General features: G+C 36.7%; 18 protein-coding genes and 1 pseudogene. 8 read left to right on the top strand and 11 right to left on the bottom strand.

Translation table 11 applies throughout. From position 1 onward, the window contains the following. Positions 1-3,603: an ABC transporter permease/M1 family aminopeptidase gene (locus SJY09_RS12750; protein WP_396636099.1), complete on the top strand. Its 3,603-nt coding sequence runs from the start codon at positions 1-3 to the stop codon at positions 3,601-3,603. Positions 3,604-3,839: 236 nt separating this feature from the next. On the opposite strand, the gene SJY09_RS12745 is transcribed toward SJY09_RS12750, so the two are convergent. The 9 genes and pseudogenes from SJY09_RS12745 to hemA all read right to left on the bottom strand — a co-directional run bounded on the left by SJY09_RS12745 (position 3,840) and on the right by hemA (position 11,928). Then, positions 3,840-4,628, bottom strand: a complete 789-nt coding sequence (locus SJY09_RS12745) for a PhzF family phenazine biosynthesis protein (RefSeq protein ID WP_396636098.1) — start codon at positions 4,626-4,628, stop codon at positions 3,840-3,842. Between the two features lie 20 nt (positions 4,629-4,648). Then, positions 4,649-4,798, bottom strand: a complete 150-nt coding sequence (locus SJY09_RS12740) for a hypothetical protein (RefSeq protein WP_396636097.1) — start codon at positions 4,796-4,798, stop codon at positions 4,649-4,651. An 11-nt stretch (positions 4,799-4,809) separates the two neighbouring features. After that, positions 4,810-5,712, bottom strand: a complete 903-nt coding sequence (gene hemF / locus SJY09_RS12735) for an oxygen-dependent coproporphyrinogen oxidase (protein ID WP_396636096.1) — start codon at positions 5,710-5,712, stop codon at positions 4,810-4,812. After that, a complete protein-coding gene (locus SJY09_RS12730; RefSeq protein WP_396636095.1) occupies positions 5,702-6,241 on the bottom strand; it encodes a GNAT family N-acetyltransferase in 540 nt (179 codons plus the stop codon). Before SJY09_RS12730 ends, hemF begins: the two co-directional genes overlap by 11 nt. Positions 6,242-6,243: 2 nt before the next feature. Continuing rightward, the gene (locus SJY09_RS12725; RefSeq protein WP_396636094.1) at positions 6,244-7,593 is read right to left on the bottom strand and encodes a TrkH family potassium uptake protein; all 1,350 of its coding nucleotides are present in this window, start codon (positions 7,591-7,593) and stop codon (positions 6,244-6,246) included. A 14-nt stretch (positions 7,594-7,607) separates the two neighbouring features. Further along, positions 7,608-8,633, bottom strand: a complete 1,026-nt coding sequence (hemE, locus tag SJY09_RS12720; RefSeq protein ID WP_396636093.1) for a uroporphyrinogen decarboxylase — start codon at positions 8,631-8,633, stop codon at positions 7,608-7,610. Positions 8,634-8,663: 30 nt separating this feature from the next. Next, positions 8,664-8,927, bottom strand: a pseudogene (locus SJY09_RS12715) (four helix bundle protein); the annotation flags it as partial. 170 nt (positions 8,928-9,097) lie between these two features. Next, the gene (hemC, locus tag SJY09_RS12710) at positions 9,098-10,675 is read right to left on the bottom strand and encodes a hydroxymethylbilane synthase (RefSeq protein ID WP_396636092.1); all 1,578 of its coding nucleotides are present in this window, start codon (positions 10,673-10,675) and stop codon (positions 9,098-9,100) included. Then, on the bottom strand, positions 10,672-11,928 hold the full coding sequence (hemA, locus tag SJY09_RS12705; RefSeq protein ID WP_396636091.1) for a glutamyl-tRNA reductase: 1,257 nt from the start codon (positions 11,926-11,928) through the stop codon (positions 10,672-10,674). The genes hemC and hemA overlap by 4 nt, the downstream gene beginning before the upstream one ends. Before the next feature lie 193 nt (positions 11,929-12,121). Here hemA and SJY09_RS12700 point away from each other — a divergent pair, with 193 nt between their 5' ends. After that, complete coding sequence (locus SJY09_RS12700; RefSeq protein WP_396636090.1) at positions 12,122-13,012, top strand: helix-turn-helix domain-containing protein; 891 nt, start codon at positions 12,122-12,124, stop codon at positions 13,010-13,012. A 118-nt stretch (positions 13,013-13,130) separates the two neighbouring features. Here the strand turns inward: SJY09_RS12700 and SJY09_RS12695 are convergent, their stop codons facing one another. Then, entirely contained in the window at positions 13,131-13,970 is an 840-nt protein-coding gene (locus tag SJY09_RS12695; RefSeq protein WP_396636089.1) for an N-acetylmuramoyl-L-alanine amidase-like domain-containing protein, read from the bottom strand. 18 nt (positions 13,971-13,988) lie between these two features. Then, entirely contained in the window at positions 13,989-15,053 is a 1,065-nt protein-coding gene (locus SJY09_RS12690) for a mechanosensitive ion channel family protein (protein WP_396636088.1), read from the bottom strand. A gap of 159 nt (positions 15,054-15,212) precedes the next feature. Here SJY09_RS12690 and hemH point away from each other — a divergent pair, with 159 nt between their 5' ends. From hemH to SJY09_RS12660, 6 genes are all read left to right on the top strand, one after another. Beyond that, on the top strand, positions 15,213-16,244 hold the full coding sequence (hemH, locus tag SJY09_RS12685; protein WP_396636087.1) for a ferrochelatase: 1,032 nt from the start codon (positions 15,213-15,215) through the stop codon (positions 16,242-16,244). A 199-nt stretch (positions 16,245-16,443) separates the two neighbouring features. Further along, on the top strand, positions 16,444-17,889 hold the full coding sequence (locus SJY09_RS12680; protein WP_396636086.1) for a C1 family peptidase: 1,446 nt from the start codon (positions 16,444-16,446) through the stop codon (positions 17,887-17,889). A gap of 2 nt (positions 17,890-17,891) precedes the next feature. Then, a complete protein-coding gene (locus tag SJY09_RS12675; protein WP_396636085.1) occupies positions 17,892-18,353 on the top strand; it encodes a hypothetical protein in 462 nt (153 codons plus the stop codon). A gap of 6 nt (positions 18,354-18,359) precedes the next feature. Further along, on the top strand, positions 18,360-19,799 hold the full coding sequence (locus SJY09_RS12670; RefSeq protein WP_396636084.1) for a hypothetical protein: 1,440 nt from the start codon (positions 18,360-18,362) through the stop codon (positions 19,797-19,799). A 9-nt stretch (positions 19,800-19,808) separates the two neighbouring features. Beyond that, positions 19,809-21,008 carry a CHASE2 domain-containing protein gene (locus SJY09_RS12665; RefSeq protein WP_396636083.1) on the top strand — a complete coding sequence of 400 codons (1,200 nt, stop codon included), beginning with the start codon at positions 19,809-19,811 and terminating at the stop codon, positions 21,006-21,008. Then, complete coding sequence (locus SJY09_RS12660; RefSeq protein ID WP_396636082.1) at positions 20,981-21,775, top strand: hypothetical protein; 795 nt, start codon at positions 20,981-20,983, stop codon at positions 21,773-21,775. Before SJY09_RS12665 ends, SJY09_RS12660 begins: the two co-directional genes overlap by 28 nt. Positions 21,776-21,874 lie beyond the last annotated feature (99 nt).

Genomic DNA, 21,874 nt, shown 5'->3' with positions numbered 1-21,874 from the left:
ATGAAGGAGATTTTCTTATTTGAGTTGAAATATCGACTTCGACGACCCGCTACCTATATCTATATTTTTATCATGTTCATCATGCCATTTTTATTGGCAGTGTTCGAGAAATCCGTAACAGCTCAGTTTACCAACAGCCCAAACGCTATAGTGGGCGTTCTTGGGGGAATGAGCATCTTGGCCTTATTCTTTTATGCCGCAATTATGGGTGTGCCTGTTTTTAGGGATGAAGAGCATAAGACCGCACAGACTTATTTTACGTTTCCGGTTTCTGAAAAGAACTATATTCTTGGACGTTTTTGGGGCAGCTTCACTATTGTTACGCTCATGAACTTAGCTGCGGTATTGGGTGCTATGATAGGTTTTGTATTGGGGGCCTTTTTAGACAGACCGGATTACGGGACGTATACCGATTTTAATTTTTGGTCTTACTCTTTACCGTTTGTGTATTTATTAACCTTCAATGCCTTTTTTATAGGAAGTCTTTTCTTTAGTCTTATGACCTTCTTTAAACGTATGCCTATACTTTATTTGGGAGGTATCGTTATTTTCTTGGCCACAATCATATCCGGGGAATTATTATCCAGTCTAGATACGGAGTGGCTCAGTGTGTACGTAGACCCTTTTGGAAATAGGGCTCATGGATATTTAACCAAGTATTGGTCCGTTAATGAATTGAATACGACACAGCTTTCTCTTTCGGGAAAATTTATGTTGAACAGGCTCTTTTGGTTGGGAATTGCAACATTGATATTCTTGTTTACACTCTTTAAATTTTCGTACAAAGGCTTTTTATCATCTAAAAAGAAGAAGACCGTTAAGGAAGATGATACGGCTTATGAGCCAAGTGGTATTCGTAACATAGCACAACAATTTACCAAAAAGGCGCAATGGCAAAATTTATGGTCGCTAAGTAGAATAGAATTTTTATCTATTGTAAAGGAATCGGTTTTTTTGGTGTTGATAGTGATCGGTGTCCTGATCGCTAGTTTTGTAGCCTATCAATCCAATCAAATATATGGAACGGCGTCTATGCCATTAACGCGCTATATGGTAGTGCAGATTGCAGGAGGAATATCCTTATTCTCTGTAATTATTTTAATTATTTATGCTGGTGAAGCGGTTCATAGAACGCGTAAGAACAAGACATTTGAGTTTTACGACGCGCTTCCGGTGAGTAATAATACCTTATACCTGTCTAAAATCATTTCATTGGTTGGGGTGGCTATCGTATTGACCTTAGTAGGTATACTAGTTGGTATAATATACCAAACGGTAAATGGGTATTTCAATTATGAATTGGGGATGTACCTCACGTATAATTTTGCTAAAATATTTCCTGCATATGTAATGACCCTATTGCTAGCCTTTTTTATACATGTGCTAGTAAATAATAAATTTTTAGGACATTTTATTGTTATCGCAATTTATATAGGGCTTCCTTTACTCTTAAGCTTAGCTTTTAAAACAAGCAACCCGTTATTAATATTTGGGGACACTACAGGAAGCTTTTTAAGTGATTTAAATGGTTTTGGACATTACTTGTATGGAGAATTCTGGCTGAATTTATATTGGGTGTTACTCACCTGTATTTTGGCAGCAATAGGAAAAATATTTTGGAACAGGGGTTTCTTTTCCTCTGCTAAAGAACGCTTAAAATTGGCTAAGCGAAGATTTAAGGGCAGCACTATTGCCTACACGCTTTTCTTTTTATTGGCTTTTGTTTCGGTAGCGGCGTACAGCTACTATAATTTAAAAGTTTTGAATCAGCTAGAGGATGGTGATTATGGAGAAAGGATTAATGCAGATGCCGAAAAGGCCTATGGAAAGTACATTGGCAAACCACACATTCAGGTTATCGATTTAAAAGCAGATATTGCTATTTACCCCAAAGAGCGTAAAGTTGATGCCAAGGGAATATTTAAGGTTATAAATCCATCAGAGACGCCTATTGATACTGTTTTAATGGAAATTAAATTTCCTATAGCGGATACTAAAATTACAAAGGTGCGCTATAATGGCACTGAGATAAAACCCTTCCTAAACGATAGTGCATACCGCCTATTTATTTATAAATTGCCACATCCTTTACAACCAAAGGATACGGCAGATTTGGTGATTGAAACCAAGGTGCGAACCCATGGATTTTCTAACGATACAGAAACCGCTATTTTGGGTAATGGAACTTTTTTTAGAGATGCTATCTTTCCTACTTTTCACTTTGATCGTGTGTTAAGTGATAATGGTGTGCGTAAGAAATATGGTTTGGAGGAGTTAGATTTTCTGTATCCGCCAAGAACAGATAGTACGGCGCTTAAAAGAAACCTTTTTAATGAAGATGCAAATTACATGAGCTTTGAGGCTACCATTAGTACTTCTAGTGACCAAATTGCTATAGCTCCTGGTACACTCACTAAAAAGTGGGAAGAAGAGGGTCGTGTGTATTACAATTATAAACTAGAGGACAAGACCGATTACTTTTTCAATTTTGTAAGTGCAGAATATGAAGTGTCCAAAGATGTTTGGACGGCTCCAAGTGGTAAAAAAGTGGCTATTGAGATTTATCATCACCCAGAGCACAATAAGAATTTAGACTATTTCGTAAAAGGGATCAAAATATCGTTGGATTATAACTCTAAAAACTATTTTGAGTACCCATATTCCGTGATACGTATCATAGAATTTCCGGCACACTCTAATTTTGCCCAGTCATTTGCTACTACGATACCTTATTCAGAAGATTTTGGCTTTGTGGCAGATTTTTCAAAAGCCGAGGATTACAATTATGCGTTTAGGGTAACTTCTCATGAAGTGGCACATCAGTGGTGGGGTCATATTGTAACGCCCAGCAAAACCTCCGGAGCCAATATTATTTCCGAAACCTTGGCGGAATATGTGTCGCTCATGACCATGAAACAAGAGTACGGGGAAAACGGAATTAAATCTTTCTTAAAGAATTCCTTAGACGATTATCTCTCTAGCAGGCAGTTCAGCTTTAAACCAGAGCGCTCGTTGATGGACGTAGAAACCGGTCAGTATATTTGGTACGAAAAAGGGTCTATGATTATGTATGATTTACAAGATGTTATGGGTGAAGACGTTGTAAATAAAGGGCTTCGTAATTTTCTTAACGAGTTTAAGTATTTTGAAAAAGGGTATTATGCATCATCCGAGGATTTGTATAAGGCCCTTTCTGAAGTAACTCCAGATTCTCTAAAATATAAAGTGGATGACGGATTTAAGGAAATTGTACTTTATGAAAACAGGGTAATGAATGCTAAAACAAAAGCATTGGATAGCGGCAAGTGGGAAACCACATTTACCGTAAACTCTAAGAAAATTTACTATGACGATACGGGCAAAGAAAAACGGGTAGATGATCAGAAGAACTTGGTAGACATTGGTCTCTTTGGAGAAGATATTACTAACGAAGATGGTGTAACGATTAAGAACCCACTTTCCTTTGATTTAAAGTGGTTATCTCCTGGAGACAATACATTTACTATGATAACGGAAGAAAAGCCGTTAAAAGCGGGAATTGACCCTTATAATAAGCTCATAGATCGTAATTCTGATGATAATTTAAAGACTGTAGAGGAGTAGTTCTGAGATAAAAATAGAAATTCAAGCCTGCGCTCGAACGGACAAGATGACTTTTGTACTATTAATTGAATTTACTTTTTAGTGCATTAGATTGTCACTTCGAGTGAATTTCGAGGTACGAAGGAATTTGTATCGAGAAGCAATCGTGTTCCTAAGCTTCTCGATATACTTTTATCTTTCTGTTGTATTAAAAGAGAAAAACACGTGAACGGATGGTTTTACAAATATCAAAATCTTTACACCTCAATCTCACCAACTAAATAGCAAACCGCCTTACCAGCTATTTTTACGCGTTTTCCAAGATACTCGCAGTGCAAATCACCTCCGCGTGGCGATAGTTGTTTTGCTGTTAGCTTGTTTTTGCCAAGATGTTTGGACCAGTAGGGTGCAAGTGATGTATGCGCAGAGCCCGTAACGGGGTCTTCAGGAATACCGCATTGTGGCGCAAAAAAACGAGAAACAAAATCAACTTGCGTCCCTGGGGCCGAAACAATTACTCCTCGGCAATCCAAATCGTTCAACAAGTGAAAATTTGGATGTATAGCTTCAATTTCCTGTTGTGATTTATAAATGAGCAAGTAATCGGTCTTTCCTTTGAAGGTTTCTTGGGGTATTTTCCCAATGGCCTCATTAATATTTGGTTGCGATGAAACCGATTGTAAATCATCTGATGGGAAATCCATGGTCATGCTTGCATCCTCATTTTTAACAACGACTAAGGAACCGCTCCTTGGAGAAATAAACCGAATAGTATGTTCTTTGGGGTGGTAGTGATTAAAAAGCACAAAAGCGGTAGCTAAGGTGGCATGGCCGCAAAGGTCTACCTCTAATTCTGGCGTAAACCATCGTAGTTCATAACCATTGTCTTTTGGAACGGCGAAAGCGGTTTCAGCAAGATTATTTTCGGCTGCAATCTGTTGCATTACGCCATCAGAAAGCCATTTTTTTAGAATGCAAACCGCTGCCGGATTGCCACCAAAAACGGTATCGGTAAATGCATCTATTTGATATATTTTTTGTTTCATTTCTTATAGCCCATTTTGATTTATTGGCTTTCTTTTGATTTTGCAATGATTTCCTTTAAACGCTCTTTCCGTAGTGCGACTTCCTTTTTAAGCTTGTTTTTCTTTTGCTGCATAAGCTTAGTGTGTTTGGTTTTATTGACGGTATTTTTTGCTTTTCCTTTTTTTCCCATTTGGTATGGTGTTAAATCCAAGCTTTAGGCTTTTTTAATATCTTTAAAAGTCGTTCTTCTTCGCTACCTTCTTTAGGGTAGTGGTCATAGTGCCACTGTACATGTGGGGGTAGACTCATTAAAATACTTTCTATACGACCATTGGTCTTTAAGCCAAATAGGGTGCCCTTATCATGTACAAGGTTAAATTCTACATACCTGCCGCGACGTATTTCTTGCCAATCTCTTTGAGCCGCATTGTAGGGCATGTCTTTTCTTTTCTCCACTATGGGAATATAGCTCTGTAAAAAACTGTTGCCCACTTCGGTGACAAAATTATACCAATCGGTCATTTTCATCTCGTTAGTGGCTTTACAGTAGTCAAAAAAGAGTCCGCCTATACCTCTTGCCTCATTTCTATGGGTATTCCAGAAGTATTCGTCACATCGCTTCTTGTATTTGGAGTAAAATTCAGGATGGTGTTTATCACAGGCTTCCTTACAGGTTTTATGAAAGTGAATAGCATCTTCATCGAATAAATAATAGGGCGTAAGGTCTTGGCCACCACCGAACCATTGGTCAACGATATTCCCGTCTTTGTCGTACATTTCAAAATAGCGCCAGTTGGCATGCACTGTAGGGACCATGGGATTCTTTGGATGGAGTACTAAACTTAAACCGCAGGCAAAAAAATCGGCGTCCTCTACCCCAAAATAAGTTTGCATGCTCTTAGGAAGTTCCCCGTGTACCCCAGAGATATTTACACCTCCTTTTTCAAATACATTACCTTTTTCAATAACACGGGTTCTACCGCCGCCACCTTCCGGGCGTTTCCATAGGTCTTCCTTAAAAGTGGCCTTACCATCAACCGCTTCTAATTTTGAGGTTATGGTGTCTTGTAATTTTTCTATGTATGCGTAGAATTTATCTTTCATATTCAAGCTCATAAAGTTCCATATCTAAGGCGCTTTCGTTGGGCGGGTTATAGGCCTTTGCTAAAGTCTTACTCCAAATATACCCACACTTTTCGGCAACACGAAGACTCCCTTTGTTGGATTTGTGAACAATAATTTGCAGTGTTTTTAAACCTAAGTCTTTAAAGGCATAAGCAGAAAGAAATTGCACGCTTTGTGTGGCATATCCTTTTCCTTCGTATTGATAGCCTATACAGTAGGCTAATTCTGCTTGTTTTATGTTCCAATCCACTTCTTTGATATAGACGAGGCCTATTATGGTTCGATGCTCAGGTTCTTTTAATACAAAAAGAAATTCTTCTTTGTTATTGAACTGACGTACTTTGCATTGAACAAAATAATTGGAGAGATCAGGGGTTAAATTTTGCTTTAGAGTTTCCGGGAAAAATCGACGAAACCTCTCGGCATTTATCGTCATGAGGTCGCATATGCGCCAAGCATGTTTTTCATGTACGGCTTCTATGATGTAGTGCGATAAATTAAAAATCATAATTAAACGGCAATATCGTCGGTAGGTATAGTTTTATCTCCGGTATGTTGTTTCGCCCAAATGGCAAGACCAAAGGTTAATACTCCTAATCTACCAATAAACATTGTTATGATAATCGTTATTTTTCCTAGTACGGATAGATCACCAGTGATTCCTGTACTTAAACCAACCGTGCCAAGGGCGGAGGCAACTTCAAAAAGAATTTTCTCAAATTTAAAATCCTCCGTGAAGGTTAGAATAAAAGTACCGAGTGCAATTATGGAAGTATAGAAGATAAAAGAAGACGTAGCAATATATAATCTTTCGTAAGGTATAATCCTACCTAGAAAGGTTATTCTCTTATGGTTCGTTAACCTACTTTTCATGATGGCAAAAACAGCGGTCAACGTCGTTATCTTCATTCCGCCTGCCGTACCGGAAGGAGAGGCTCCTATGTACATTAGAAATATGGTTACCAAAAGCATAGGAAGCATAAAAGCTCCAAAATCTACCGTGTTAAAACCTACGGTAGTCATTGCGGTCATACTTTGAAAAAAAGCCGCCAGAAATCTTTCGTTACCTGCCAAATTACTGATTGTAGGTTCATAGGTGTAGAAAAATATAAATCCAAAAGAGAGCAGTATTAAAAACCCGTAGGATACAATTTTAGTAGTAAAACTAAGCGCATGTTTTTTCTTGCGGAGAAAGAGTACAAAGTCGGTAACAACGATGAAACCCAAAGAACCGGCGATGGCTAAAATAGAAATGGTGGTATTGATTAGAACATTCCCTGAATAATCGGCAAAACCAGAATTAAAAAGACTAAAACCTGCCGTGCAAAAAGCACTGATACTATGAAAAATTGCCGACCATAAGGCTTCCCAAATAGGCATTCCTTCTCTACTAAAGGCGATGTAAAAGAGGATAACGCCTAATATTTCCATTACAAGTGTAAAGAGGATAACCGATTTTAAAAAATCCTTAATCTTGATAGTTACCGGGAGCGTAAATTCTGTTTTTAATAGGGTTTGATGCCAATGCGTTATTTTTTTAGTGGTAGACAAAATCATGAAGGTTGTAAAGGTGAGGTATCCTATACCCCCCAGCTGAAAGAGTATTACAACCACGAGTTGTCCAAAAAAGTTATAAGAATCGAATACGGAAACCGTTACCAGGCCTGTTGTAGAAACCGCTGAGGTAGCTATAAATAAATTATCTAATAAGGGTACGCTCGTTTTTTGTAACCAAGGTAGGGAAAGCAGAACTGCTCCAATAAGTACATAGCTTAAAAACCCATAAAAAAGATTTTGTTGGGGCGTTAGACCTAGTTTAAAGCGAAGGTATTTCCCCGATAAGGTTCTAAATAGACTCATTTGGATATTTTATCTCATGGTTTATATTCCTTTACAGCTTCAATAAAAGCCTTTGCATTTTCTACAGGAACGTTGGGTAGAATACCATGACCAAGATTTACAATATATTGGTCTTTTCCAAATTCATTAATCATTTGAGTTACCATTTTCTTTATTTGCGCAGGTGGTGATAACAATCTGGAGGGATCAAAATTACCTTGTAAGGTAATTTTACCACCAGAAAGATACCTGGCATTTCTGGCGGAACAAGTCCAATCTACACCTAGGGCAGATGCGCCGGATTTCGCCATGTCACCTAAAGCAAACCAACAGCCTTTTCCAAAAACAATTACAGGTGCATCGTCCTTTAAGGCATCCACAATTTGCTGTATGTACTGAAATGAAAATTCTTGATAATCCGTTGGAGATAACATGCCGCCCCAAGAATCGAAGACCTGTACTGCATTAACACCGGCTTTTACTTTGGCCTTCAGGTAGGCAATAGTGGTGTCGGTTATTTTTTGCAAAAGGGAATGCGCCACGACCGGTTGTGTAAAACAAAGCTCCTTGGCTTTATCAAAATTTTTACTCCCTTGGCCTTGTACGCAATAACAAAGAATGGTCCAAGGAGAACCTGCAAAGCCTATTAAAGGAATCTCGTCGTTTAGTTTTTCCTTTGTGGCTTTAATTGCTTCCATTACATAAGCTAAGGCATCGTTTACATTGGGAACGATTACGGAGTCCAAGTCTTTTTGTGAGCGAATTGGGTTTGGTAAATAGGGCCCAAAGTTGGGTTTCATTTCTACCTCAATATTCATTGCTTGCGGAATCACGAGGATGTCACTAAAAAGAATAGCAGCATCCATTCCGTACCTTCGAATAGGTTGTACGGTAATTTCAGAAGCTAATTCTGGGGTTTGACAACGGGTAAAGAAATCATATTTATGTTTGATTTCCATGAATTCTGGTAAATAACGCCCAGCTTGGCGCATCATCCAAACAGGCGGTCTTTCAACAGTTTCTCCTTTTAAGGCTCTTAAGAACAAGTCGTTTTTTATCATAATCGGTTTATAGCTATTGGCTCTTGGACTTTAGCTATTTTTTATTTTTTGAATTAGGCTATTCATCATTTTTGCTTCTTTTTGGATAAGACTAAAGGTAGCATCTAATTCAATCGGGTTAATTAATTTTAGTTCGTTCACTATTATAAGTTGCGTTTCCAGTTCGAAAAGAGATTCCATTGTAATTTCTAAAAAACGCTTGAATTCAATTTGACTATTTCTGCCGCACCCTTCAGCTATATTTGAAGGAACAGAAACTGCTGCTCGAGTAATTTGACTTCTGAGGCCAAATTTTTCATTAGCGGGTCATTGTTCAGCTATTTCATATGTTTTTTGGACGAGCGCAATTCCGTTTTTCCAAATATCAAGCTTTTTAAAATCTCTCATTTGTTTTTAGCTTCATCTTTTCTTCCTTTTAACATCAAATTAATTTCTGATAGCAAAAAGCCAAAAGCTGAATGCAATCAGGTGTAATTTTCATTCACTAAATCAATGACACTTTCCACATCTGGTATTTTAGAGACCTTAACATCTTTAAAATGTTTCCGCGCTTCACTAGCCGTGGTTTCGCCGATACAGTAAGCTATTTTATTTGGGTCATTATTGGTTAAATAGCTCTCGATTGTAGATGGACTATAAAACAGCACACCTTCCACGGCATCAGCAATCTTTTTTCCCGATAATTTTGTTCGGTACGCCTCAATAGCATGAACTGCGATATTGTTTTCCTCTAAAATATTTGGTAAGATATCTAGACTAAGATTTCCATGGAAATAGGTAACCTCGGTACCTTCGACATATTCAACTAGATAATTTGCTAAATCTGATGCGTTCTTTTCAAAATGCGTGACTTTCCCTATTCTTTTTTGAATGAAGCGTCTGGTTTTTCGCCCCACACAATAGATGTTTTCAAATTTTAGTTCTTCTGGATTGCTATTGGTCAGTAGGCTTTCTACAGCATTTTTACTGGTGAACACCACATTTTTCATTTCTTTTTTCAGCTGTATTGGAGAAATCCTATTAGGGTTGATTTTTATGAAATCTTCAGAATTTACCCTAACTGAGGGTGAAAAGCGTTGTAACTGTTCCTCGGTTAATTTTCTAGTTGAAAAAACATGTGCGTGTAAATTAGCGTTTTGCAGCTCGTTCATTAATCGTTTTCCACCGCGGCTAAGAATACTTTTAGCACAATCAACGCCAAGGTTATGGTGCTTTCCAAGGGGCGCCTCAAGAGAAGCTTCTAGTTTTTTAGAACCGTCCACAGTTAAAAGAATTCCTTTTAGGTGAACTATATTCTCTTTGTTTATATATGCCAAAGCGCCTATTGGTGCGGAGCAACCGCCTTCAAGTTCTCTTAGGAACGCTCTTTCTAACCCGGTGCATATATCGGTTTCTTCATGATTGAGTTGTGCACAAATTTCACGTACTTCATCATCTTCTTCCATGGCAACGACCATAATTGCTCCTTGTGCAGGCGCGGGAAGCATCCAAGTAAGTCCTAACGTATTTTCGGGTTCCAATCCTATACGTTCAAGACCGGCGGCAGCAAAAATAGCTCCATTCCAATCGCTATTGTTCAGTTTTTCAAGGCGACTATTTACATTGCCCCTTAAATCAACAACAGTATGGGTTGGGTATCTATTTAACCATTGGGCTTTTCTCCTTAAACTTCCGGTTGCGATAACACCTTCGCGCTGCCCTAGGAATTCCTCGTTGTCGTTGTAGGCAAGAATATCAAGATAATTGGCACGTTTTAAAACAGCAGCTTTTACAATTCCTTGTGGTAGTGCTGTGGGCACGTCTTTCATAGAATGCACTGCAATGTCCACATCGCCATTAAGCATAGCAACGTCTAAGGTCTTGGTAAATATACCCGTAATTCCAAGTTCGTAGAGGGGTTTGTCTAAAATAAGGTCGCCTGTGGATTTTACTTTAATGATTTGTGCGTTATGGCCCATGGCCACCAGTGCACCTTTAACGGTATTGGCCTGCCATAGCGCCAATTCACTATCGCGGGTGCCTATTCTTATGGTTCTGTTCATTTTTGGTCCAGTTCTAATTGAAATACTTTTTGGATAAGCTCCAGACTGGAATCAGAATCCACTTTATCATCTTTAAGATGATTCGCAAATTGTTTGGTGATCTTTTGAATAATGCGGTCAGATATGATATCTGCATGTTCCGTATCAAAATCGGATTTCTTTTTAGATTGATAATCCAGCTCCTCTTCTTTCATGGTCTTCAGCTTCATTTTTAAAGCTTTTATAACGGGAGCGAACTTTCTGGTCTCTAGCCACTGAATAAAATCTGCCTTTACATCTTCAATAATAACTTCTGCATCTGGAATAAATTCTTTCCTTCGTTCTAATGTTTCATCTGTCATTTGAGAAAGATGATCTAAATGAATAAGACTTACGTTTTCTAGTTCGGCTACATTTTCATCTACATTTTTAGGAACGGATAAATCCAATATCAAGAGTGGTTTTTTAGTATAAATCAATTCTTTGGACACCGTAGGTTTTAATGCACCAGTAGCTACTACCAGAACATCTGCTTTGCGAATTTCAGTTTGTAAATCGCCGTAATCTTTGACCGTTAGATTAAATTTTCCGGCAATCTTTTCTGCTTTACCCTTTGTTCTGTTGATAAGGGTGATATTTGGATTTTTGGTATGCTTTATAAGATTCTCACAGGTATTTCTACCAATTTTACCGGTACCGAACAATAGAATATTTTTTTCTGTAATATTGGGAACATTCTTTAAAATATATTGTACTGAGGCAAAAGCTACGGATGTGGCTCCGGAAGAAATTTCGGTTTCGTTCTTGATGCGCTTGCTGGCTTGTATCACCGCATTGCAAAGACGCTCTATGAAAGGGTTGGCAATGCCCATTTTTTTAGAACGGTTAAAACTTTGTTTTAGCTGACTGATGATTTCAAAATCACCCAATATTTGACTGTCCAAACCTGTTCCTACTCGGAATAAATGACCTATTGCCTCATTGTTTTTATAAACGTACGCTACCTCTTGGAACTCTTCTACAGTCCCGTTAGAGTGTTCGCATAACAATTTTATAAGTTGAAAGGGGTGTTGGGCAAACCCATGAAGTTCTGTTCTGTTACAGGTAGAGGTCGCTAAAAGACCATCGATGTCCTGTTCTTGGGCCTTGCGCAAAAGATTGTTCATGGAATTTTCATCCAAACTAAATTTACCACGCACTTTGGCATCGGCCTTTTTGTAGTTAAGTCCTATGGTATAAAAAGAATTGTGTTTGGAAATATGATAATCCTTCATAAAGCGAAACAAAAATAGAATCCAGCAGGGGATAAAAATAACGCTAGAGGAACAATTAACATCGATAAAAGTGTTTTTCGATATACATGTCGTTAAATACGCTGAAAAACCTTAATTTTATTGCTATAAGTTACTTTTGGCATGAGTCTATTTAGACTCTATCTAAATAGATATGTTTTAAATTTAAAATGAAATGAAATTAAAAAATGTCGCTACAGGTTCCTTTGAAGAAATATTAATCGATGATGGGTTCTATGTACTTAAAATACAGAATGAAGGTATTGATAATCAGCAAGTAACAAGGGAAATAAACAAAAGATACATACAATTTCATTTTTGCCTAAAAGGAGGTGGAAAGTTTGTGTTCAATGATGGTAATTATGCGCTAGAAGTTTCGGAAGAGAACTCCCTATTACTCTACAATACCCAATTAGATTTGCCCTTGAATCTTTCCTTGGCACCAGGCTCATGGATGGTTTCCGTAGTTATGACGATACGAAAATTTCACTCGCTATTTTCAGATGAGGCCAGTTATATCCCTTTTTTGAACAACGAGAATAGTGAAAAAAAATACTATGCGCAAGAGGCGGTATCACCTGCAATTGCAGTTGTATTGAGTCAAATGATAAATTATAACCTTCATCCGACCATTAAAAAATTATATATCAAGGGAAAGGTTTACGAACTTATTTCACTCTATTTTAATAAAAACACAGATGCAGATGTAGAACAGTGCCCCTTTCTTGTAGATGAGGATAATGTAAAACGAATTCGAAGGGCCAAGGAATTGGTTATTGCAAATATGGCAGAACCACCATCTTTGCCAGAACTTTCTAAAGAAATAGGACTTAGTCTTAAACGCCTTAAGGAAGGTTTTAAACAAATCTACGGCGATTCCGTTTACAGTTTCCTTTTTGATTATAAGATGGAATATGCCAGAAGACTTTTGGAATCTGGGCAGTATAATGTTAATGAAATAGGTTTAAAAATAGGCTATAGTACTTCTAGTCATTTTATAGCGGCGTTTAAAAAGAAGTATGGTACTACACCAAAAAAATATGTGATGGCATTATCCAATGCATAACTCGTAAATAACCTCGGAGTTAGCAAAGTGGTATTAAAGTAGGAATTAACATAGATTCGACACAAGAGTCAGAGTATCTTAAATCTCGATTATAGCGTAAAATACCGTTTGTTGTGTTTTAGGGAGAAACTCTTGCGACCATTATGCCTGTATTGCTTTTTACCTTCTTTAAATAGTCTACTAAGGGAAGCTTAGACACAACAACTTCTCCTACTGTGGAAGCGTGTAATAAATGAATTCTACCATCTTTTTCCTGAGTGGCAATACCTGTATGGGTAATGTCCAGACCTTTTATAGCTGTAGTGAGCGCGATGATGTCTCCGGATTTTATCAAATGTTCATTTGCCTGAATATCTTCTTGGGCCAGGATGCAAATCGCTCGTTCGTTCAAATAGTTTTCGGAAGCTTTTATCTTTTCAAGGTTAGAGTCATCACTAAGGAAAGGATACAAATCGCGATGTGTGCTCATGAAATTTATGGGTTTGGTAATTTCTTTACCACCTATTTCTTTAGTTATGTCAGTGAGTAAACCCTTGGATTCATTATTAGCTATCCAATCTGAGAAATAATGTAATCGCGAAGCATAACCATCTAATTTACCGTCTTTATACCGAATGGTTTCTAAGGCTTCTGCAAAATCTCTAAAGCTAGATTTTTCGTTTTTTAGTAATAGACTAAAAGCGAGTACATTTTCAACAAATGTGGTGCAGTCCAATCCTTGTAGATTTACTACTAAGGACTCCTTTGTTCCTATCTCCAGTGTTTTAGCGATATAGGGAGTGCCTAGAAAAGTCTTTCCAACGGCGACCATAGTTTTGCCCAGATCATTTTCCAGAAAACCATCTACGGCAATGAGTTTGTCCTCCACGGCCTGTCTGTCTTTTGGGGAACAAGCGATTTGTTGGGAAAACACTCCGTTTGAAAGGATTAAAAATGTAAATAGTAGAAAATGTTTCATATGAATAAAAGTACGTATTTATTGTTCTTTTGGCCCCCTGTCATTTAATAGCAACCTATGATGTGCAATACTATCCGGATAGTTTTCCTGTAAAAATGTAATCAATTTTTCTCTTACCAATACTCTTAAATCCCAGGCATCCGATGCGTTTCTAGCACTGACCATGGCCCGCACCTCGACATAGGTCGCCTTGCTATCGGTTATTTGAATATTGCTTGCCTCACCGTCCCATAAATCTGTACTTTCTAAAATGGTAGCGAGTTCTTTTCTGAGCTCATCGAAAGGAACCCTATAATCCATATGAAGGAATACGGTTCCTAAAATATCCGAAGACGATTTGGTCCAGTTCTGGAACGGTTTCTCAATAAAATACGGTGTGGGGACTATTAATCGGCGCTTGTCCCATATTTTAACCACTACATAAGTTAGTGTTATTTCTTCAATACGGCCCCACTCTCCCTCAACGATTACCACGTCATCTATTTTTATGGGTTGTGCAACAGCAATTTGAATACCGGCAAGGATAGTGCCTATCAGTTTTTGGGCGGAGAATCCTATGATAATACCCGCAACCCCTGCAGATGCAAAAATGCTGACACCAATCTCGCGAATTTCGTCAAAGCTCATCAAGGCAAGACCCACGGCAAGAATCACTACAATGAAAATGACAATACGTTCTAGAATATTGAACTGGGTGTATATTTTTCTGGCTTTAAGGTTATCGGAAGAACTAACATCATAATTATGTATAATCAGCTTTTTCACCACTTTCAGAATACCGATTACCAACCAAGTCGCAGCGAATATAAATAGCAAGGTGCTTGCCTTACGAAAAAGGTATCCTTCGTCTTCCAGACCTAAGAGTTGCCTAAAAGAAGCCATTCTAATTACGATGGAAATAAAAATTAATAGGATAGGAAAAGCCACTCGTTTCATTACGCCTTCTGGCAATAAGTACTTGGGGTCTTTACCAAGTTTACGTAGAACAAAGAGTACCACCCAATATAGCACCAGAAAACCACAAAGAGTTAAACTCAGGTATAAAATAGCTTCCTTGGGTATATCCTTAAAAATTGTATCCATAGGTTTTTAGGTTTATTGCAGTAAGGTAAACTAGTACGTTTCAAAGTTATCACTAAGCGGCTATTGAAACAACTTATATCGTAATTGATAAAGTATTGCCTATGCAGTGGGGTAATATTGAAGTCAACTCGTATTTTTGCTTTAAAAATTAAAATCAGCATGAAGGGAGTTTTACTAGTTAATTTGGGTTCTCCGGATAATCCTACCGCAAAAGACGTGAAGCCGTATCTAGATGAGTTTTTGATGGATGAACGGGTAATAGATGCTCCGAAGTTGTTAAGAACGATTTTGGTGAGGGGAATAATTTTGCAGACTAGACCCAAAAAATCAGCTAAAGCATATGCCAAGATTTGGTGGGACGAGGGTTCTCCTTTAATTGTACTTTCCGAGCGATTTACGGAAAAACTACGTGAGCAGACCAAAATGCCGGTTGCTTTGGGCATGCGCTATGGTACCATGACCATAAAAAATGCATTACAAGAATTAAAGGACAAAGGTGTGGACGATGTTCTATTGGTTCCCTTATATCCTCACTATGCAATGTCTTCTTACGAGACCGTGGTGGTAAAAGTGTTAGAAGATCAGCAGAAGTTTTTCCCTGAAATGGAGGTGACCACCATGCCTGCTTTTTACAAGAATCCGGATTACATAAAAGCCTTATCAGAAAGTATTAAAGATGGACTTAAAGATTTTGATTACGACCATATTTTATTCTCTTATCATGGTATACCGGAACGTCATATTAGAAAAAGTGACCCTACCCGTTTTCACTGTAAAATAGATGGAAGTTGTTGTAAAATCAACTCGGTTGCGCACAACACCTGTTACCGACACCAAGTATATGATACCACGGAAATGGTCAAAGCCTACTTAGGGCTGTCCGAGGAGCAAGTTAGCACTTCTTTCCAATCTAGATTGGCAGGTGATCCATGGTTAAAACCTTATACCGACTATGAATTTGAACGCCTAGCTAAAGAAGGCAAAAAACGCCTTGCGGTAATTACGCCTGCATTTGTTAGTGACTGTCTGGAAACCTTGGAAGAAATAGCCATGGAAGGAAAGGAACAGTTTGAAGAAGCTGGCGGGGAACATTACAAACATATTGCCTGCCTAAACGATAGTGAAGCCTGGGTACAAGTTATGGCGAACTGGGTAAATACTTGGGAGAAAAAAGAGGTGTTGCCGGTGTAGGTTATGTGTGTTGTTATCAAATATATATTTTAACATGTAAGATTTTATTTTATTTTCTTGTACGGTAATTAGGCGATAATTCAAATTAGATGAATAGCTTTTGCCAAAGTGCACATTTCGTCGATAAATACCTATTACACGGTACTTTAGAATGCAATAAAATGCCTTAAATTGTTCTCATAACATATAATGCTGTATCATGAGAACATTTCTATTACTTTTTTTATTTATTTCTACTCTTAGTTTCGCGCAATCCCAAAGAAGTACAGGGCTTTTATTTGATGATGAAGCTTACGAAAAAACGCCTATAAAGGCTAAAAATGTTGCTTTTCAAGATGTAGTGACGGAGTTTACTTCGACTTCTCTAAAGCAATACGTTCCAGAAGTAAGAGACCAGGGTAGTTATGGCACCTGTGTGGGCTGGGCAAGTTCATACTATGGAAGAACCATATTAGAGGCAAGACTTGCAGCTAATACTAATAGGGCCTCAATAACACAAAACACATTTTCGCCCGTATTTACATATTTAAATGCAAATGTTGACGATGATTATAACTGCCAGGGTGGTGCTTTTATTGGAAAGGCTATGGAAACCATGGTAGAAAAGGGTGTGCCCTACTACAAGGATTTTGATGTAATGTGTGAAACAGATTTTCCGGAGAAATTACTCGATGATGCTAAAAATTACCGGATTAAAGATTTTACGAGAATTTTTGGATCTGATGAATCAGAAGACATCAAAGTTGATGGGGTAAAACGCTCTTTACTGAACGGGAATCCTGTCGTTATAGGTTTTAAGGTAGAGAATTCTTTTTTTAGTGCTAAAACTGTATACGAACCAGATAATCTTGGAACTGAAGGAGGTCATGCCATGTGTGTCATTGGTTTTGATGATGATAAGTATGGTGGCTCTTTTGAATTAGTCAATAGTTGGGGAAATACTTGGGGCAATGACGGTTTTATGTGGGTGCGTTACGCAGATTTTGCAAGATATACCCGTTACGCGTTTGAGATGATTCCCATGAAAGCACAACCAAATGAGAAAATACTTTTAGCAGGGGAATTAGAACTTAAATTACGTAATGACACTGCAATGAAAGTGAATAAGGAAAAAAGTGATTATACGAGTTCTGTCTTTGGTTTTCAACAGGTAGTTGTAGAAGAGGAAGTTCAAAGTATTGGAGATTACTCAACGGAAGAAACCTATCCTATGGGGACTAGGTATCGAATGACGGCGAAGGTGAATAAACCATCTTATGTTTATGTTTTAGGAGTAGATGATAAAAACCCTACCTCTTTGCTCTTTCCACATAATGATTCAATCAGTCCATACATTAATGCGGAGAATGCAGAGGTTATTATTCCCTATACGAAACCAAACGCTAGAGTATTTTTTGAACTATCTGAGGATGTTGAAACTGATTATACCATTGTGATTTTTTCATTGGAAAAAATAAACTTGCTAGAGGTTAAAAAACAGTTAGACGAGATGCAAGGAGAACTATTAGATAAATTCTATGTCATTTTCAAAGACAAACTCATTATGAAAGAAGAAATGGAATTAATGGATGATAAAATGGGCTTTAGAGCAGAGTTTGAAAAAGGATCTATGGCAATGATGATTCTAGACATTAAAAGAAGCTAAGAATGTTAAGAGCTATTCTTTTTATTATATGTCTTGTTTTTATAGTATCCTGTAATTCTCAGAAAAGACAGTTTAAAGAAAAACGAGAGACTAATAGTCATAAAATCATTGAGTTAATTGGTATTAAGAATTTTAATACCCTTATAAATACTAAGATAATAATTCAGTTTGATATTAAGAAAAAACTCATTGAAGGTACGTTAAATGAGTATTCTAATAAATTGATTTTGATAGACACATTAAAACATGCTCAGACCAATATGTTTCTGGAGAAACTACGAAACGATTCTTTTTATGACTGGAATAATTTAGATATTGAATCTTCCTTTGAACCAAACAAACAATTCCTTCTAAAGGGTAATGAGGAAAGATTGACGCTCCTGTTGGATGAAAAAAAGAACACTTTGGGATTTACTAGTCTAGATGGACAAAAACTAATCAGATTTGCAGGAACATATCAGTAAAAAGCGATGGAGAACATAAGAAAAAGATTACTTGTAGGATTCACATTATTATCGTCTTTGGTATTTAGTCAGAATTATTTGGCACAGCGTGTAATTACTGAAAATCAAGATGAAGAAATAGAAGATGTTTATAATAACGAGGAAATAGAATTAGCCGCTAAAGAAATAGTTTCTAAAATAGGGCTACCACAGAACTTTGTATTACAAGCAGATCCAATCTATAAAAACAATGCTACTGCTAAAATAATCACCGATCAGAACGGACGTAAAAGGAGATACGTAATTTATGACCCCAATTTTTTTACTAAGATTAATAAAAAAGCAGATAATAGATGGGCGGCTATATCTATTTTAGCACATGAAATAGGACACCATCTTAATAACCATTCTTTAAATAATGATGGTAGTTCTTATGCATACGAACTAGAGGCGGATAAATGGTCGGGTTTTGTATTAAGAAAGATGGGGGCAAGTTTAAAAGATGCTCAAAGTGCTATTGCAACTTTAAAAGAACAGAAAAGTCCTAGTAGAACACACCCTCCAAAAAAAGAGCGTCTATTAAGCATAGAACGAGGATGGAGAAGTGGTCAAGAAGATTTAGATAAATTTACTCCAGAAGCAAGTATAACTGCTGAAAGAGTTTACTCTAAGTATTCAAAAGCTGTCGGAATTGCAGGTTCAATGAAACCTAATAGCATAAAATATATCGAGAAAATGACATTGGAGCCAAAAACTAACGAAGATGTTATTGGTAACGATTTCGTAGATGTTCTTTATGGCTATGGGGAATACAATGTTATTGCTATAGATTCACTGGGTTTCTTAAAAACTAGTACTGCTGATGGAACGAGTTACTTAATTAAAAATCATGATTATTACTTTAAAAAGGAAAAACCTAAGGGGAAAATGAGTTGGCAGAAAGGTTACCATCCATATAGTGAGGGTATTTATTTCGAATTTGAAGAGCTGGAAGTAACACCGAACATTAGGCCATTAATTGGCGATATTTATAATGAGTTTAGTGTAGATTTTTCTCTAGACTCGGTAAAGTTCAATACTATTAAAACAGTAAATAATATTCCTAGCTACGAGCTGACTTTAGGTGAAAATCAAAAAAAAGTAAAAGGAAAAAATAAATCTTTGATTATTTCCACTCAAATAAATAAGTATTATAGTATAGAAAGCGGTTTATTACATTTTGTAGAGGAAGTTATTGAGCATAAATATCTTAAAAAAGGACGTGTAACAAGGAGAAGTATGCTTATATCCGAGATTACCGTAGAAGATTATTTTCTTGAAACCGAAATACTAATGCCTCATAAATTTACGGTAAAAAAATTGGTGGTTAAAGATGGAGAGCCGCAAATGGAAGTAATTCAACAAAGAGTGATTTCTGACGTTGAGATAAATCCAATTATGGATAGGTCACTTTTCTTTGTTGAATAAAACTATTGTATGAAGTTTAACTTCCTCTTTATTAAAAGGGAAATGGCTCTATTTAAAGAAGCCTTCTTTTGTATGCTCTTTTCATTCTTTATTATAGGTATAATTGCCCTTATAGGCATCAATCTGAGTTTTTTTAGTCCTTTTAAGAATGCCTTCAAGGATTTTAGTTACCTAGACTTGTATTACGCCGAAAAGCTGAACGAGGAAAATTTCGATTTAAATGAAAATATTGTTCTTGTAAATATAGATAGACTTAATAGAAAGGAAATAGCAGAGGTATTAGATGAACTTAAAAAGTTTAAACCAAAAGTTATTGGATTGGATATCATTTTTAAGGATAAGGACGATCCGGTATGGGATAAATTTCTCGCCGATCAACTAAAGGACACATCTTTAGTCTTTGCGTATTCTATTCTAGGTAAACGCCAGGTAACTACTAATAGTGCTATTCATAGGTCAATTGACGATATGGGGTACTCCAATTTTAATTTTGACACGGAGGCTGCAGTAATTAGGAATTTTCAGGCCGTAAAAATCACTGCAAAGGATACATTAATTTCTTTTCCTGCAGCAATAGCAATGAAGTGTAAAAGCGCTGAATGGTTACGGGAAAATCTTTCTTACTTTGAGATGGAACGTCCCATTAAATATTCAGGGAATAGGAATAATTTTTTGATATTGGAACGGGAGGACATTATTGGTCAAAAAGAAATATCTTTTCTAAAAGATAAAATAATTATGATAGGTTATTTGGGGAATTCTGACAATCATTTTCATGATATGGAGGATAAACATTACACACCAATGAATCCAAAATTTGTAGGTAAAAGCCCTCCGGATACTTTTGGATTAGTAATCCATGCAAATATTGTTCAAATGCTTTTGACTAGTAATTTCATTAAAACAATACCAAGTATAGTCTTATTGTTTTTGACACTAGTGTTTACTTTTTTTGCCTTGGCTTATTTCATATATCTTAACAAAAGGCAACTCGCCAGTTACATACTAAGATTAAATTTAGTTCAGCTCGCATTTATAGTGGTATTTATTTATATCTCTCTTTTGTTTTTTAAAAACGGAATTTTATTAAAGGTCACGTCAATTACGGCGACAGTAGTCTTTAGCATGGGATTAATAGGTTACTACAAGAAATTAGCACACTATCTTTATAAAAAATACAAATGGGAAGGTTATTTCTATCACACTTAGGTGCATTAACTCTATTAATGCTACTCATTACTAGTGCTTGTATAGCACAAGAAGATTATTTTGTTTTTAAGGTTTCAGGTGCGCCTATGCTAAATAATAGTAAGCTACTGAAGAGAGGGTCTATTTTCACGAAACCAAATAGCATTCAGATAAAAGAACAAGACACAGTTTTTTTAATAAATAAATTAGGAGAATTATTCGAATTGAACAGACCAAATACATACCTCACTAAATCCATCGAAAATTTCAGAAAAAAATCCGAACGCAGTTCGCTATCGATAGGATATTTTTCCTACGTGTGGAAACAATTTAGTAATCAGAAAGAAATTAGACAACGTCCTGGAGTGGTCTATAGAGAGGAACGAAACATAAAATTATCAGAACCTATGGATAGTATTAGGTTTAACGTTCCGGCAATTGAGTTTTCATGGAAAAACAATACAGATATTTCTAAAGTTTATTTTCACCTACAGGATTTGGATAATAATCACATCTCTAAAATAGGAACTGCGACCAATTCGATTACTTTGTATCGAGATAATGTTCTTTTACAATCTGGCAGGAGCTATAAGTGGGCCGTTACTACACAAGCATTTCCGGATTTTGGAAAATTAGAGTTCAATAGTTTTGAATTATTAACGAAGGAAGCATATGAAAAGTTGAAGATAAAGATGAGGACACTCAAAAAAGCACTTTTAGTCTTGGGTTTTTCAGAAGAAGATATCAAAATGGCAATCTGTTTAGATTATAAATTTTGTGAAGGATAAATTTCTTTTATTAATTATCATGAGTCTTTTAGTGGTCATATGAAAGACTTTTATAAAATATCTGAGCTACTAAAAACGGCAATTTTCTTTTCTCTCTAA

This window comes from Maribacter sp. R77961 (assembly GCF_044594925.1).
Taxonomy (GTDB): domain Bacteria; phylum Bacteroidota; class Bacteroidia; order Flavobacteriales; family Flavobacteriaceae; genus Maribacter.
The sequence above is the reverse complement of the archived record's forward strand: the minus strand, read 5'-3'. Positions and strand labels throughout refer to the sequence as shown.

Coding starts and splice junctions, on each gene's coding strand:
- SJY09_RS12750 (WP_396636099.1), top strand. CDS start 1: ATGAAGGAGATTTTCTTATTTGAGTTGAAATATCGACTTCGACGACCC.
- SJY09_RS12745 (WP_396636098.1), bottom strand. CDS start 4,628: ATGAAACAAAAAATATATCAAATAGATGCATTTACCGATACCGTTTTT.
- SJY09_RS12740 (WP_396636097.1), bottom strand. CDS start 4,798: ATGGGAAAAAAAGGAAAAGCAAAAAATACCGTCAATAAAACCAAACAC.
- hemF (WP_396636096.1), bottom strand. CDS start 5,712: ATGAAAGATAAATTCTACGCATACATAGAAAAATTACAAGACACCATA.
- SJY09_RS12730 (WP_396636095.1), bottom strand. CDS start 6,241: ATGATTTTTAATTTATCGCACTACATCATAGAAGCCGTACATGAAAAA.
- SJY09_RS12725 (WP_396636094.1), bottom strand. CDS start 7,593: ATGAGTCTATTTAGAACCTTATCGGGGAAATACCTTCGCTTTAAACTA.
- hemE (WP_396636093.1), bottom strand. CDS start 8,633: ATGATAAAAAACGACTTGTTCTTAAGAGCCTTAAAAGGAGAAACTGTT.
- hemC (WP_396636092.1), bottom strand. CDS start 10,675: ATGAACAGAACCATAAGAATAGGCACCCGCGATAGTGAATTGGCGCTA.
- hemA (WP_396636091.1), bottom strand. CDS start 11,928: ATGAAGGATTATCATATTTCCAAACACAATTCTTTTTATACCATAGGA.
- SJY09_RS12700 (WP_396636090.1), top strand. CDS start 12,122: ATGAAATTAAAAAATGTCGCTACAGGTTCCTTTGAAGAAATATTAATC.
- SJY09_RS12695 (WP_396636089.1), bottom strand. CDS start 13,970: ATGAAACATTTTCTACTATTTACATTTTTAATCCTTTCAAACGGAGTG.
- SJY09_RS12690 (WP_396636088.1), bottom strand. CDS start 15,053: ATGGATACAATTTTTAAGGATATACCCAAGGAAGCTATTTTATACCTG.
- hemH (WP_396636087.1), top strand. CDS start 15,213: ATGAAGGGAGTTTTACTAGTTAATTTGGGTTCTCCGGATAATCCTACC.
- SJY09_RS12680 (WP_396636086.1), top strand. CDS start 16,444: ATGAGAACATTTCTATTACTTTTTTTATTTATTTCTACTCTTAGTTTC.
- SJY09_RS12675 (WP_396636085.1), top strand. CDS start 17,892: ATGTTAAGAGCTATTCTTTTTATTATATGTCTTGTTTTTATAGTATCC.
- SJY09_RS12670 (WP_396636084.1), top strand. CDS start 18,360: ATGGAGAACATAAGAAAAAGATTACTTGTAGGATTCACATTATTATCG.
- SJY09_RS12665 (WP_396636083.1), top strand. CDS start 19,809: ATGAAGTTTAACTTCCTCTTTATTAAAAGGGAAATGGCTCTATTTAAA.
- SJY09_RS12660 (WP_396636082.1), top strand. CDS start 20,981: ATGGGAAGGTTATTTCTATCACACTTAGGTGCATTAACTCTATTAATG.